At 70.8% G+C, this 13,684-nt stretch carries 14 protein-coding genes; 3 read left to right on the top strand and 11 right to left on the bottom strand.

Annotated features, from left to right (window positions below):
* Nucleotides 1-12: 12 nt before the first annotated feature.
* The gene (locus tag P3T37_RS19230; protein WP_280724950.1) at nt 13-1,635 is read right to left on the bottom strand and encodes a hypothetical protein; all 1,623 of its coding nucleotides are present in this window, start codon (nt 1,633-1,635) and stop codon (nt 13-15) included.
* Nucleotides 1,636-1,978: 343 nt separating this feature from the next.
* Here P3T37_RS19230 and P3T37_RS19235 point away from each other — a divergent pair, with 343 nt between their 5' ends.
* Nucleotides 1,979-3,304: an MFS transporter gene (locus P3T37_RS19235; RefSeq protein WP_280724951.1), complete on the top strand. Its 1,326-nt coding sequence runs from the start codon at nt 1,979-1,981 to the stop codon at nt 3,302-3,304.
* Here P3T37_RS19235 and P3T37_RS19240 read toward each other — a convergent pair.
* The 9 genes from P3T37_RS19240 to P3T37_RS19280 all read right to left on the bottom strand — a co-directional run bounded on the left by P3T37_RS19240 (nt 3,301) and on the right by P3T37_RS19280 (nt 10,838).
* Nucleotides 3,301-3,960: a Uma2 family endonuclease gene (locus tag P3T37_RS19240; RefSeq protein ID WP_280724952.1), complete on the bottom strand. Its 660-nt coding sequence runs from the start codon at nt 3,958-3,960 to the stop codon at nt 3,301-3,303. The two genes, P3T37_RS19235 and P3T37_RS19240, sit on opposite strands and share 4 nt — an antisense overlap.
* 124 nt (nt 3,961-4,084) lie before the next feature.
* Complete coding sequence (locus P3T37_RS19245) at nt 4,085-4,498, bottom strand: metal-sulfur cluster assembly factor (RefSeq protein WP_280724953.1); 414 nt, start codon at nt 4,496-4,498, stop codon at nt 4,085-4,087.
* Nucleotides 4,499-4,517: 19 nt separating this feature from the next.
* A complete protein-coding gene (gene sufU, locus P3T37_RS19250; protein WP_280724954.1) occupies nt 4,518-4,970 on the bottom strand; it encodes a Fe-S cluster assembly sulfur transfer protein SufU in 453 nt (150 codons plus the stop codon).
* Between the two features lie 15 nt (nt 4,971-4,985).
* Nucleotides 4,986-6,233 carry a cysteine desulfurase gene (locus tag P3T37_RS19255; protein WP_280725005.1) on the bottom strand — a complete coding sequence of 416 codons (1,248 nt, stop codon included), beginning with the start codon at nt 6,231-6,233 and terminating at the stop codon, nt 4,986-4,988.
* Between the two features lie 29 nt (nt 6,234-6,262).
* Nucleotides 6,263-7,027, bottom strand: coding sequence for a Fe-S cluster assembly ATPase SufC (gene sufC, locus P3T37_RS19260; protein ID WP_280724955.1), 765 nt, complete (start codon nt 7,025-7,027; stop codon nt 6,263-6,265).
* A gap of 6 nt (nt 7,028-7,033) precedes the next feature.
* A complete protein-coding gene (locus P3T37_RS19265) occupies nt 7,034-7,351 on the bottom strand; it encodes a bifunctional 3-phenylpropionate/cinnamic acid dioxygenase ferredoxin subunit (protein ID WP_035794176.1) in 318 nt (105 codons plus the stop codon).
* Nucleotides 7,351-8,589 (bottom strand): Fe-S cluster assembly protein SufD, encoded by a 1,239-nt coding sequence (gene sufD / locus P3T37_RS19270; RefSeq protein WP_280724956.1) that lies wholly within the window; start codon nt 8,587-8,589, stop codon nt 7,351-7,353. Before sufD ends, P3T37_RS19265 begins: the two co-directional genes overlap by 1 nt.
* Nucleotides 8,590-8,643: 54 nt before the next feature.
* Complete coding sequence (sufB, locus tag P3T37_RS19275; RefSeq protein ID WP_280724957.1) at nt 8,644-10,059, bottom strand: Fe-S cluster assembly protein SufB; 1,416 nt, start codon at nt 10,057-10,059, stop codon at nt 8,644-8,646.
* On the bottom strand, nt 10,056-10,838 hold the full coding sequence (locus P3T37_RS19280; RefSeq protein WP_280725006.1) for a helix-turn-helix domain-containing protein: 783 nt from the start codon (nt 10,836-10,838) through the stop codon (nt 10,056-10,058). Before P3T37_RS19280 ends, sufB begins: the two co-directional genes overlap by 4 nt.
* A gap of 237 nt (nt 10,839-11,075) precedes the next feature.
* On the opposite strand from P3T37_RS19280, the gene P3T37_RS19285 reads away from it, so the two are divergent.
* Nucleotides 11,076-12,005, top strand: a complete 930-nt coding sequence (locus P3T37_RS19285; protein ID WP_280724958.1) for an ABC transporter ATP-binding protein — start codon at nt 11,076-11,078, stop codon at nt 12,003-12,005.
* Nucleotides 12,002-12,778 (top strand): ABC transporter permease, encoded by a 777-nt coding sequence (locus P3T37_RS19290; RefSeq protein ID WP_280724960.1) that lies wholly within the window; start codon nt 12,002-12,004, stop codon nt 12,776-12,778. Before P3T37_RS19285 ends, P3T37_RS19290 begins: the two co-directional genes overlap by 4 nt.
* A gap of 56 nt (nt 12,779-12,834) precedes the next feature.
* Here the strand turns inward: P3T37_RS19290 and P3T37_RS19295 are convergent, their stop codons facing one another.
* On the bottom strand, nt 12,835-13,500 hold the full coding sequence (locus P3T37_RS19295; protein WP_280724961.1) for a sortase-dependent protein: 666 nt from the start codon (nt 13,498-13,500) through the stop codon (nt 12,835-12,837).
* Between the last annotated feature and the right edge of the window lie 184 nt (nt 13,501-13,684).

Raw genomic sequence — 13,684 nt, forward strand, 5'->3', positions numbered from 1 at the left:
CCGAGGCACCCGCTACTTCTTCGAACGCGCCTTGAACGCGGCCTTGCGGGCCTCCTTGGCCACCTGCCGGTCCAGGTGCAGCTCGCCGACCGCCTCCAGCACGTCGGCGGTGTACGGGTGGTCCACCCGCCACAGCTCGCCGAAGAAGCTCGCCGGGTTGTCCGTCACCGGCAGCCCGCCGATCAGCTCGCGCAGCAGCTCGGCGTCGCCCTCGTTGTCCAGCAGCTGGGCGGCGAAGGTGTCGACCATGGTCCACAGCACCATCTGCCGCTCGGGCGCCTGGATGTCGGTGCGGCCCTGTGACACCAGCCAGGCCCGGGCCCCGCCGCCCAGCTCCGGGTCCTCCAGCACCTCGCGCACGGCGGGCTCGGCCGGCTCGCCCAGCTCGCTGAGCGCCAGCTGGCAGAGCATCCGGCGCAGCGGGGCGATCCGGTCGGCGCCGCGGGCCGCGTCCAGCAGCTCACGGGCGGCGGCCAGCGGCTCGCGCCCCTCCAGCCAGACCCGGATCTCCTGCTCGGGCAGCACGTTGGCAGCCTCGGCGACGCCCTGCAGCAGCGCCGCCGCGTCGCCCTGGGCGAGCTCGCCCACCAGCGGCGCGTCGTAGCCCTCCTCCAGCAGCCACTGGCGGATGCCGTACTGGCCGAGCGGGGTCAGCCGGACCAGGCCGAAGCGGGCCGCCTCCTCGTCGTCCAGCGGCGCCGACGGGTCGGGCAGTTCGGCGCCCTCGCCGTCCTCGTCCTCGTCGAAGAGCTCCGGGTCGATCGGCTGGTAGTCCAGCAGGCCGATCTCGGCGAGGTCGGCGAGCATCGGGTCCAGCGCGACCATCACGTCGGTGATGTCGCCGAGCATATCCTCGTCCGGCTCCTCGCCGTCCGGCACCACCAGCAGCGCGGCCAGCACGCCCAGCGGCATGGTCTCCTGGCCGGGCTCGGCGAACGCGGTGGCCTCGTAGAGCACCTGGAGGGCCTCGTCCAGCAGCTCGGCCGCCTCCTCCTGGACCTCCTCGTACTGGGCCAGCAGCTCCTCGGCCCGCGCCTCGTCGGCGTCCTCGCCGGCGTCGGGCTCGGCATCCAGCGGCTCGATCTCGACGGCCAGCTCAGCGACCACGTCGGCGGCGGTCAGCCAGAGTTCCAGGACGGACTCCGGGTCCCCCGCCTCGATCGGCGCCAGCTCGTCGCTGGGCGCGGCGACCCGGCGGCCGTCCTCGCCGGTGGCCAGCAGCACCAACTCCAGGTCGCTGGCGAGCGACCAGGCGCGCATCGCCTCCAGTACGTCCTCCTCGGCGACCTCGCCCTCGGCCGGGGCCAGGCCCAGGTGGCGGGCGGCCTCCTCGCGGTCGGCGTCCAGCAGGTCGCCGAGCTCGTCCACCGGGCGCTGCGGCGCGCTCCAGCGGGCCAGCCGGACGGCGCGCTGCACGAGCGGCACGGCGAGGGCGGCGGCGGCGAGTTCGGCCTCCGGCAGCAGCCGGACCGGCGGAACCAGGACGGCGGCGTCCTCCTGGTCCTCCTCCTCGGAGCCGTGCGCACCGTAGAGGTCGGCCAGGTCGAAGTCCGCGGGCAGCAGACTCTCGGCCGGCAGCGCCCCCGGTCCGGTCGCCGACGGGTTGTCAGTGTTCTTGCGGCGTCGTCCGGCCATGGTGGCGCGATCTCCTAGCGAAGCTGAGCGAGCTGAGCGTGATCAGAGCGGTCTGCACTGCGATCAGCGTATCGGCCGCGGGCCCGACGGCGCCCATCCTGCCGGGGGCGCGCGCCACTCGTGCGCGCCGTGTGCACACCACCACGTATCCTTCCTCTCGGCTCCCTGCACCACACGCTGCGGAACCGATCCGGGCACCCTCGCCCACTCAGCCAGCACACCTGCCCCACCTCGGACTCCTCCCGCACCACGGCCACCACCCTGCGCCACCGGACGGGCACGTCGACAGACCCATCGGTCCCGGTCGGCCCGAGGCGGTGCCCGGCCACAGGAGACCCCTGCCATGGCGGACCTCTCCCCTGCCGGTTCCGGCCTGCCCACAGCGCAGTCGCCCGGTACCCGGCTCTCGGAGGCCCTGCACACCCTGGAGCTCGCCCCGCGAACCCAGCTCCAGCTCGCCGCGCTCAGCCGCTGGAACGCGATGCGCGGCATCCGCGTCGGCCTCTGCGCCGCCGCGCTGCTCCTGCTCCTGATCGGGGCCAACCTCGCCACCCCGGTCTACCCGCTGCTCCAGGCCCAGCTCGGCCTGACCGCCTTCGACACCACGCTGCTCTTCACCGTGTACATCTTCGCGCTGGTGCCGGTGCTGGCCGCCGTCGGGCACTGGTCCGACCTGCTCGGCCGGCGCGCGCTGATCCTGCCCGCCGTCGCCCTCGCGGCCAGCGGCGACGCGATCTTCGCCACCGCGAACAGCTTCGGCCAGCTGGCCGCCGGACGGGCCGTCCAGGGCATAGCCGTGGCGCTGGCCACCGGCGCCGCCGGGGCCGCGCTCGGCGACCTGCTGCCCGACCGGCCCACCCTGGCCGCCAAGCTCACGCTGGCCTGCTCGGCGGGCGGGGTCGCGCTCGGCCCGATCGTCGGCGCCTCGCTGGCCGGCGGCGCGCACCCGCTGCTGACCCCGTTCCTCGCGCACGCGGTGGCCCTGCTGGTGCTCTGCGTCCCGCTCTCCCTGGTGCACCCCCGGATGCCCGGTGCCCGCCGCCCGGCCACCGCGCCGCCGCGCGTCACCGCCCCCGTCCACCTGCGGCCGCGCCGCCTGGCGCTGCCCGCGCAGGGCCGCCGGGAGTTCCTGCTCGCGGCGGGCACCGGATTCATCTCGTACGCGGTCTTCGGCGTCTTCCTGAGCCTGGCACCGGCCTTCTCCGCCGGTCTGCTGCACACCCACTCACGGATGGTCGGCGCGGTCGTCGCCGCCCTGCTGCTGGGCTCCTCGGCCGTCGCCCAGCTGCTCGTCCCGCCCACCCGGGACCGCCGACTGGTGGCCCTGGGCATGACCGGACTGGCGCTGGGCCTCGCCCTGGTCGTGGTCGCGCAGTACGCACAGGTGCCGGCCCTGCTCTTCGCCGGCAGCGTCATCGGCGGCGCCTGCCAGGGCGTGGCGTTCCGCTCGCTCTTCACCACCGCCGTCGCCGCGATGGACCCGTCCCGCCGCAGCAGCGAGATGAGCGCCCTGTGGGTGATCGTCTACATGGGCAGCTCGCTCCCCATCGTCGCCGTCGGCGCCCTGTCGCGGACCTACGGCCTGCTCCCGGCCGTCAGCGGCTTCGCCGTGCTGGCCGCCACGGCCTGCCTGGGCCTGGCGGGGGCGGTGCTACGAAGGCGGAGTTAGTCGGACCAGGGGCGCCAGAGCTCGGTGGAGATCTCGACGCCGAACGGCTCCGGCAACGCTACGACGTCGCCGAACTTCCAGGCGCTGAGCGTCCGGTAGGTACCGGCCAGGTGGTCCGGCTCACCGAACAGGGTGACGCCGGGCCGCCCCGGATCCCGGTCCACCAGCAGGTGGTAGGGAACCCGTGCGCGCGCGTAGCCGCTCCACTTGGTGGCCTGCTGACGACGACCGAAGACCGGCTCGCGGTCGTTCTGAGCGTTGGACTTCGAGGTCACCTCGACGACCAGGTCCAGCTGATGGGGGTACAGGTGGAGCGCCTCGGCCGCACGGCTCCGGGCCGCGGTTTCGACAGGCAGCACGACCAGGTCCGGGATGTACCCGTCACCGATCTCGACGACGTCGAGGTTGATCGCCTGCACCGCCTGCCAGGAGAAGCCAGGGTCCCTGAACCTGGCATAGGCGAACGCCTCCGCGATGTCGGTCAGAATCGCGGCATGCGGAAACACCGGTGCAGGTGACACGACGAACTCCCCTCCGACCACCTCGACCCGCGTACCGTCGTCCGGGAGCCGCAGGTACTCGGCGAGCTCTCCCCGGGCCCACATGGCGTACGGCGAGTCGGGCAGTGTCCACTGTCCGAAAGCAACCACAGACATCTCGGCACTCCTTCCACGGTCGCGGGACCAGCTTGGCCCAGGGTAGGCACATACACCGCTGCCGCGTGGATCATTCCCCCGAAGGAGTGGATCCACGCGGCAGCGGGTAACGCTCAGCGCCGACTCAGACGTTGAAGCCCAGGGCGCGCAGCTGGTCGCGGCCGTCGTCGGTGATCTTGTCCGGGCCCCACGGCGGCATCCAGACCCAGTTGATCCGCAGATCCTGGACGAGGCCCTCGGTGGCGGTCTTGGCCTGGTCCTCGATCACGTCGGTCAGCGGGCAGGCCGCCGAGGTGAGGGTCATGTCGATGGTGGCCACGTCGGACTCGTCGATGTGGATGCCATAGATCAGACCCAGGTTGACCACGTCGATGCCCAGCTCGGGGTCGACGACGTCCATCAGGGCCTCGGTGAGGTCCTCGACGGAGACGGTGCCGGCCGTGGTGCCGACGATGACGGTCGGTCCCTCGGACGCGACGGCCGGCGTTTCGGCTTCGGAGCCGGTGTCCGTTCCGGCGTCGGTTTCGGTGTCGCTCATGTGTGGGTTCCTCTTGGTTTCAGTCGTTGACGACCGGCTGGCCGGCGAGCGCCTTGGCGGTGGCGTCCTTCCAGGCCATCCAGCTCAGCAGTGCGCACTTCACTCGGGCCGGGTACTTGGAGACGCCGGCGAACGCGACGGCGTCCTCCAGGAGTTCCTCGTCGCCCTCGCCCTGGCCCTTGCTCTGCATCAGCTCCAGGAACGCCTCCTGGATGGCCTGCCCGTCGCCGACCGTCCGGCCGACCACCAGCTCGTTCAGCACCGAGGCGCTGGCCTGGCTGATCGAGCAGCCCTGTGACTCGTAGCTGATGTCCGCGACGACCGCGCCGTCCAGCCGTACCCGCAGTGTGATCTCGTCGCCGCAGGTCGGGTTGACGTGGTGCACCTCGGCGTCACCGTCCCGCAGCCCCTTGCCGTGGGGGTTGCGGTAGTGGTCCAGGATGATCTCCTGGTACATGGAGTCGAGCTTCATGCTTCAGGCACCGCCTCAGCCGAAGAAGTTGCGGACGTGGTGCAGGCCGTCGATCAGCTGGTCGACCTCGGCCTGCGTGTTGTACAGGTAGAACGACGCCCGGGTGGTCGCCGGAATTCCGTACCGCAGGCAGACCGGCCGCGCGCAGTGGTGGCCGACGCGCACCGCGATGCCCTGCTCGTCGAGCACCTGGCCGACGTCGTGCGGGTGGATGTCGCCCAGCACGAAGGAGATCGCCGCACCGCGGTCGACGGCCGTGCGCGGGCCGATGATCCGCAGGTCGGGGACCTCCTGCAGGCGCGCCACCGCGTACTCGGTGATGGCGTGCTCGTGCGCGGCGATCTTGTCCATGCCGATGTTCGCCAGGTAGTCGATGGCCGCGCCGAGTCCGACCGCCTGGGCGATCGGCGGGGTGCCGGCCTCGAACTTGTGCGGCGCCGGGGCGTAGGTGGAGGAGCCCATCGTGACGGTCTCGATCATCTCGCCGCCGCCCAGGAACGGCGGGAGGTCCTCCAGCAGCTCCTGACGGCCCCACAGCACGCCGATCCCCGTGGGGGCCAGCATCTTGTGGCCGGTGAAGGCGACGAAGTCGGCCTCCAGCGCCTGGACGTCCAGCACCATGTGCGGGGCGGCCTGCGAGGCGTCGATCAGCACCAGCGCGCCGACGTCCTGCGCGCGGCGGACGATCGTCTCGACCGGGTTGACCGTGCCCAGCAGGTTGGAGACCAGCGTGAAGGAGACGATCTTCGTCTTCTCGGTGATCAGCTCGTTGATGTTGCTCAGGTCCAGCCGGCCGTCGTCGGTCAGGCCGAACCACTTCAGCTTCGCGCCGGTGCGCTGCGAGAGCAGCTGCCACGGGACGATGTTGGAGTGGTGCTCCATCTCGGTGATGACGATCTCGGCGTCGGCGTCCACCCGGTAGGGCTCGTCGGCCCAACCGAGCATGTTGGCCACCAGGTTGAGCGACTCCGAGGCGTTCTTCGTGAAGATCACCTCGTCCCGGCTCGGCGCGTTGATGAAGGCCGCGACCTTGTCGCGAGCACCCTCGTACAGCGCCGTGGCCTCCTCGGCCAGGACGTGGACGCCACGGTGCACATTGGCGTTGTGCTGCTCGTAGTAGGCGTTCAGCGCGTCCAGCACCTGACGGGGCTTCTGCGAAGTCGCCGCGTTGTCCAGGTAGACCAGGGGCTTGCCGTCGTGCAGCACGCGCTGCAGGATCGGGAAGTCCTTCCGGATCGCGTCGGTGTCGAGGAGACCGGTCAGCGCTGTGAACGCCGAGCCAGAAGTGGTTGTCACTCGGAAGCGCCGCCCTTCACGTAAGACTCGTAGCCCTCGTTCTCCAGCTTGTCCGCGAGCTCGGCGCCGCCGGACTCCACGATGCGACCGGCCGAGAACACGTGCACGTAGTCGGGCTTGATGTACTTCAGGATGCGCGTGTAGTGGGTCACCAGCAGGGTGCCGACCTCGCCGCTGGCGGCGACCCGGTTGATGCCCTCGGAGACCTGGCGCAGCGCGTCGACGTCCAGACCGGAGTCGGTCTCGTCGAGGATCGCGATCTTCGGCTTGAGGAGCTCCAGCTGGAGGATCTCGTGGCGCTTCTTCTCGCCGCCGGAGAAGCCCTCGTTGACGTTGCGCTCGGCGAAGGCCGGGTCCATGTGCAGGGCCGCCATCGCCTCCTTGACCTCCTTGACCCAGAGCCGCAGCTTCGGGGCCTCGCCGCGCACGGCCGTGGCCGCGGTGCGCAGGAAGTTGGAGACCGAGACGCCGGGGACCTCGACCGGGTACTGCATGGCGAGGAAGACGCCGGCGCGGGCGCGCTCGTCGACGGACATCGCCAGGACGTCCTCGCCGTCCAGCAGCACCTGGCCGCTGGTGACGTTGTACTTGGGGTGGCCCGCCAGCGAGTACGCCAGGGTCGACTTGCCGGAGCCGTTCGGGCCCATGATGGCGTGCGTCTCGCCCTGCTTGACGGTCAGATCGACGCCGCGCAGGATCTCGCGGGGACCGCCCTCGGCGTTGACGGAGACGTGCAGGTCACGAATTTCAAGGGTTGCCATGGGGACTCAGGACTCCTGGGTGACGGAGACGAGCACATCGTCCCCTTCGATCTTGACGGGGTAAACGGGGACCGGCCGGGTGGCGGGCAGTCCCGACGGCTTGCCGGTCCGCAGGTCGAAGCTGGAGCCGTGCAGCCAGCACTCGATCATGCAGTCCTCGACCTCGCCCTCGGACAGCGAGACGTTCGCGTGCGAGCAGATGTCGTTGATCGCGAACACCTCGCCCTCGGTGCGGACGACCGAGACCGGCACCCCGTCGAGCTCGACGCGCTTGGGGGTGTCCTCGGCCAGGTCGCTCAGCGAGCAGACGCGCAGGAATGCCATCAGACGTTGGCTTCCAGCTCGGCTTCGATCTTCTCCATCAGGTGGTCGTGCAGCTCGGGGACCCCGATCTGCTGGACCAGCTCGGCGAAGAAGCCGCGGACCACCAGGCGCCGCGCCTCGTCCTGCGGGATCCCGCGGGACTGCAGGTAGAAGAGCTGCTCGTCGTCGAAGCGGCCGGTCGCCGAGGCGTGCCCGGCACCGACGATCTCGCCGGTCTCGATCTCCAGGTTCGGGATCGAGTCGACCCGGGCGCCGTCGGTGAGCACCAGGTTGCGGTTGTGCTCGTAGGTGTCGGTGCCCTCGGCGGCGGCGCGGATCAGCACGTCGCCGACCCAGACCGCGTGCGCGTCCTTGCCCTGCAGGGCGCCCTTGTAGACCACGTTGGACCGGCAGTGCGGCATGTCGTGGTCGATCACCAGGCGGTGCTCCAGGTGCTGGCCGGCGTCCGCGAAGTAGAGGCCGAACAGCTCGGCCTCGCCGCCGGGGGCCGCGTAGGTGACCCGCGGGTGGATCCGGACCAGGTCGCCGCCGAAGGTGACGACCACGGACTTGAGCGAGGCGTCCCGGCCGATCAGCGCGGTCTGCTGGACGGCGTGCACCGCGTCGCGGTCCCAGTCCTGGATGGAGACGAAGGTGAGCTTCGCGCCGTCGCCGACCAGCAGTTCGACGTTGGCGGCGCGGGTGCCGGTGCCGGTGTGGTTGATCACCACGACGGCCTCGGCGAACGGCTTGACGTCGATCACCACGTGGGCGAAGCGGGTGCCGCCCTCGCCGTGCACGTCCACCTTGACCGGCTCGGTGAGCACGGCGTCCTTCGGAACGGTGATGACCAGCGCCTGCTGGAAGGCGCTGTACGCCTGCGCGGCGACCCGGTCGACCGGCTTGCCGGCCTTGCCGAGCCGGGCGTCCTCGCGGCCGACGGTCTCGGCGGTGACGCCGTCGGGCAGGCTCAGTTCGAGCTTGTCCTCACCGGTCGCGGCGGCTGCGGCGGTGCCGTCGTGCAGACCGGCGAGGCGGTGCATCGGCGTGAACCGCCAGTCCTCCTCGCGGCCGGTCGGCACCGGGAAGTCGTTCACGTCGTACGAGGGCTTGACCGCGACGCGGGCGTCGATCGGCTGCTGCACGGTGGCCCGGCCGGTGCCGGGGCCGGCCAGCTGCGCGCCAGCGCCGGCCGTGCCGACCTCGATCGAGCCGGCCGTCGTGGAGCCGGTGCCAGTGGGGGTGTTGACGTCAGCCATGGCTGTCGTAGTGCTCTCTTCCTAAAGTTCCGGACTGGACTGCGTGCGGCTGGATCAGCCGACGGAGCCCTCCATCTGCAGCTCGATCAGCCGGTTGAGCTCCAGCGCGTACTCCATCGGGAGCTCACGGGCGATCGGCTCGACGAACCCGCGGACGATCATCGCCATCGCCTCGAACTCGGTCATGCCGCGGCTCATCAGGTAGAAGAGCTGGTCCTCGCTGACCTTGGAGACCGTCGCCTCGTGGCCCATCGACACGTCGTCCTCGCGGACGTCCACGTAGGGGTAGGTGTCCGAGCGGGAGATCGTGTCGACCAGCAGGGCGTCGCAGAGCACGTTGGACTTGGCGCCCTTGGAGCCCTCGCCGATCTCGATCAGACCGCGGTAGGAGGTACGGCCACCGCCACGCGCCACCGACTTGGAGACGATGTTGGAGGAGGTGTTCGGCGCCATGTGCACCATCTTGGCGCCGGCGTCCTGGTGCTGGCCCTCGCCCGCGAAGGCGATCGACAGGGTCTCGCCCTTGGCGTGCTCGCCCATCAGGTAGACGGCCGGGTACTTCATGGTGACCTTGGAACCGATGTTGCCGTCGATCCACTCCATGGTCGCGCCCTCGTACGCCACGGCGCGCTTGGTGACCAGGTTGTAGACGTTGTTCGACCAGTTCTGGATCGTCGTGTAGCGGCAGCGGCCGCCCTTCTTGACGATGATCTCGACCACGGCGCTGTGCAGCGAGTCCGAGGAGTAGATCGGCGCGGTGCAGCCCTCGACGTAGTGGACGTAGGCGTCCTCGTCGACGATGATCAGCGTCCGCTCGAACTGGCCCATGTTCTCGGTGTTGATCCGGAAGTAGGCCTGCAGCGGGATCTCGACCTTGACGCCCTTGGGGACGTAGATGAACGATCCGCCGGACCACACGGCCGTGTTCAGCGAGGCGAACTTGTTGTCGCCGACCGGGATCACGGTGCCGAAGTACTCCTGGAAGATCTCCGGGTGCTCCTTGAGCGCGGTGTCCGTGTCCATGAAGATCACGCCCTGAGCCTCGAGCTCGGCGTTGATCTGGTGGTAGACCACCTCGGACTCGTACTGCGCCGCGACACCGGCCACCAGCCGCTGCTTCTCGGCCTCGGGGATGCCCAGCTTGTCGTACGTCGCCTTGATGTCGGCGGGCAGGTCCTCCCAGGACTCGGCCTGCTTCTCGGTGGAGCGCACGAAGTACTTGATGTTGTCGAAGTCGATGCCGGAGAGGTCGGAGCCCCAGGTCGGCATGGGCTTCTTGCCGAACAGCTTCAGACCCTTGAGACGCAGGTTGAGCATCCACTCCGACTCGGACTTCTTCGCCGAGATGTCGCGGACGACCTCCTCGCTGAGGCCTCGCTTGGCCACCGAGCCGGCCGCGTCGGGGTCCGACCAGCCGTACTCGTAGGTGCCCAGACCGTCGAGCTCCGGGTGGGAAACGGTGTCAGTCATGCGGGGTTCCTCCGCGCGGACGTAGTCGGTGGTTCGGTGGACGTCGTACCGGCAGTCGGCGCTGCATCGGAGTCCGCCCGCGGGGCGGGGGACGACGATGCGGCACCGGATGCCGGCACATAGGTGGTGCAGACCCCGTCGCCGTGGGCGATGGTGGCCAGTCGCTGCACATGGGTGCCCAGGAGCTGGGAGAAGACCTCGGTCTCCGCCTCGCAGAGCTGCGGGAACTGCTCGGCGATGTGCGCGACCGGGCAGTGGTGCTGGCAGAGCTGGGCGCCGGCCGGTGCGCTGGCACTGGCGGCGGACGGGACACGCCGCACAGTTGCAGCGTACCCGTCGGCACTCAGCGCTTCGGCAAGTGCCTCGGTGCGCTGGCCGGCCGCGGCCTGCTCCAGCGCGCTGAGGTACCGCTCGCCCTGCTTGCCGAAGCGGGCCCGCGCGAACGCGGCCACCGCCTCCTCGCCGGCCTCGCCGCCCCCGACCGCCGCGGCGATCCAGTGCAGCGCGTCGGCGGCGAGCTGGTCGTACGCCTGGTAGAAGGCGTCCCGGCCGGACTCGGTGAGGGCGAACACCTTGGCCGGGCGACCCCGGCCGCGGCTGCCGTAGACCCGCTGTTCGCGGGAGTCGACCAGGCCGGCGGCCAGTAGGCCGTCCAGGTGGCGGCGAACCGCCGCCGAGGTGAGCCCGAGGCGGCTGGCCAGGTCGGCGGCGGAGGAGGGACCGTGGTCCAGGATGGAACGGGCGACCCGGTCCCGGGTGGCCCGATGGCCGTCCAGCATCACCTCTGCCGAGGTCGCGGGCACCGGAAAGCCGGGGGCCGACTCGGCCTCCAGCTCCTGCGGGTGCTCGCGCATGTTTTTCACAACACCATTGTTGCGTAATTACTTCCGGACGGACAACCCGTGACGGACGCCTCAACGGTGGCTTCAGTCACGCAGGCAAGGCTTACCTGAGCTGGCGGACAGGGGTCGAGGGCGCGTCCGACTCCGGCATCCGGCCCTCTTAGACTCGCCGGTATGCAGAGCGAACCCCCCGCGGTCGAAGTGGCCGGCCTGGTCAAGCGGTACGGAGCCAAGGTCGCGGTGGACGGCCTCGACCTGGTCATCGCGCGTGGCAGCGTCACCGCCGTGCTCGGCCCGAACGGCGCCGGCAAGACCACCACCATCGAAACCTGCGAGGGATACCGCCGCCCCGACGCCGGCACCGTGCGGGTGCTCGGCCTCGACCCGGTGGCCGACTCGCAGCGGCTGCGCCCGCGGATCGGCGTGATGCTCCAGTCCGGAGGCGTGTACGCGGGAGCGCGCGCCGTCGAAATGCTCCGGCACACCGCCAAGCTGCACGCCGACCCGCTGGACGTGGACGCCCTGGTCGAACGCCTCGGTCTCGGCTCCTGCGGCCGCACCACCTACCGCCGGCTCTCCGGCGGCCAGCAGCAGCGCCTCGCGCTCGCGATGGCCGTGGTCGGCCGCCCCGAACTGGTCTTCCTCGACGAGCCCACCGCCGGCCTCGACCCGCAGGCCCGCCGCGCCACCTGGGACCTGGTCCGCGACCTGCGCCGGGACGGCGTCACCGTCGTGGTGACCACCCACTACATGGACGAGGCCGAGCAACTCGCCGACGCCGTCGCCATCGTGGACCACGGCCGGGTGATCGCGAGCGGCAGCCCCGAGGAGCTCTGCCGCGGCGGCGCCGAGAGCAGCCTGCACTTCGCCGGCCCCGCCGGGCTCGACCTCGGCTCACTCGCCAAGGTCCTGCCCGACGGCGCCGCGGCCGTCGAACTCTCCCCCGGCTCCTACCGGGTCCAGGCCCCGATGGACCCGCGCCTGGTCGCCACCGTGACCACCTGGTGCGCCGACGCCGGCGTGCTGCCCGAGAAGCTGACGGTGCAGCGGCGCAGCCTCGAAGACGTCTTCCTCGAACTGACCGGACGGGAGCTGCGCTCATGACCACCTCTCAGGGGGCTTATGCCCCGGCCCCGGGCGCCGCCCCAATCGGGCGGATGCTGCTCGCGCAGACCGCCTTCGAGACGAAGATGCTGCTGCGCAACGGCGAGCAGCTGCTGCTCACCGTCATCATCCCGACCGTCCTGCTGGTGCTCTTCAGCTCCGTCGACGTGGTCTCGGTGACCGGCCCGGGCAACCGGGTCGACTTCCTGGCCCCCGGACTGCTGGCCCTCGCCGTGATGTCCACCGCCTTCACCGGCCAGGCCATCGCCACCGGGTTCGAACGCCGCTACGGCGTACTCAAGCGCCTGGGCGCCAGCCCGCTGCCGCGCTGGGCCCTGCTCACCGCCAAGACCGGCTGCGTGCTCGTCACCGAGGCCCTCCAGGTGACGCTGCTCTCGGTGATCGCCCTGGCCCTCGGCTGGTCCCCGCACGGCAACCCTCTGACGGTCGTCGCTCTGCTGGTCCTCGGCACCGCCGCCTTCTCGGGCCTCGGCCTGCTGATGGCCGGCACCCTGCGCGCCGAAGCCACGCTGGCCGGCGCCAACCTGGTCTTCATCCTGCTGCTGCTGGCCGGCGGGGTGATCGTGCCGCTGACGAAGTTCCCCTCCGCCGTGCGCGGCGCCCTGGAGCTGCTGCCGATCAGCGCCCTCTCCGACGGCCTGCGCTCAGTGCTTCAGACGGGCGCCGGCGTCCCCTGGTCCGACCTCGCCACCCTGGCCGTCTGGGCCGTCCTCGGCCTGGCCGCGGCAGCCCGCTTCTTTCGCTGGGAGTAACGGCGCAACGCGAAGGGCGGGGATCACGGTGACCCCCGCCCTTCGCCGTTCACTTGCTAGTGACGACCGGCCTTGCGACGGCGGGTGAAGAACACCAGCCCGCCGCCGAGGACGACGACAGCGCCACCCACCCCGGCGATCATCCCGGAGTTGCCGCCACCACCGGTGAAGGCCAGCGACGGCGATGTGCTGGACGCCTTCGGCGTCGGGGTGGGAGTCGGCTTCGCCGGGGTGGGCGTGGGCACGGGAGTGGTCGGCGCCGGCGTGCTCGGCGTGGGCGAAGCCGTGGTCGGCGTCGGCGAGGGCTTCGGCGGCGTCGGAGTGGGCGTCGGAGTGGGCGTCGGAGTCGGCGAAGGCGACTCGCAGACCGGTACGGTCACCGGCCACTCGCCACCCCAGCCGTGGGTGTGCTTCGGGTCGTCCGACGTGTAGACGTCGAGGAGCCCCTTCACCGGTGCCGAGTGAGCGGCCACCGGGAAGACCTGGTGGAAGGTCGTCGTGAAGGCCTTGTGGTCGACCAGGACCTTGCCGTCGATGGTCACGGTCACCGTGTTCTGGGCGTCCGCGCTGTAGTCCTTGAGGTCGACGGTGACCTCACTGCAGGTCGCCGTGATCGAGGGGACGTGCGCCGAGGCGCTGCCGGCCAGTGCGCCGGTGGCGACCACCGCGAGCGCTGCCGCTCCGACGAGCATTCGCCCGGGTATCCGCACGTGTCGCGCCATAACAAAGATCCTTCCGAACGAGACGGTGCAGCACGGCCGTTGAATGATCCGTAAGCGACCGGCTACAGCTGGTTCGGGGACTCTACCGGCTTTGAGACCGGTATCCCCCACGAATGAACGGCCTGATGACACCTGGCGGTTCAGCCCCCAACGTGCTCGCACCGCCGATCAGCCTCCCCACCTC

This window comes from Kitasatospora sp. MAA4 (genome assembly GCF_029893355.1).
GTDB lineage: Bacteria > Actinomycetota > Actinomycetes > Streptomycetales > Streptomycetaceae > Kitasatospora.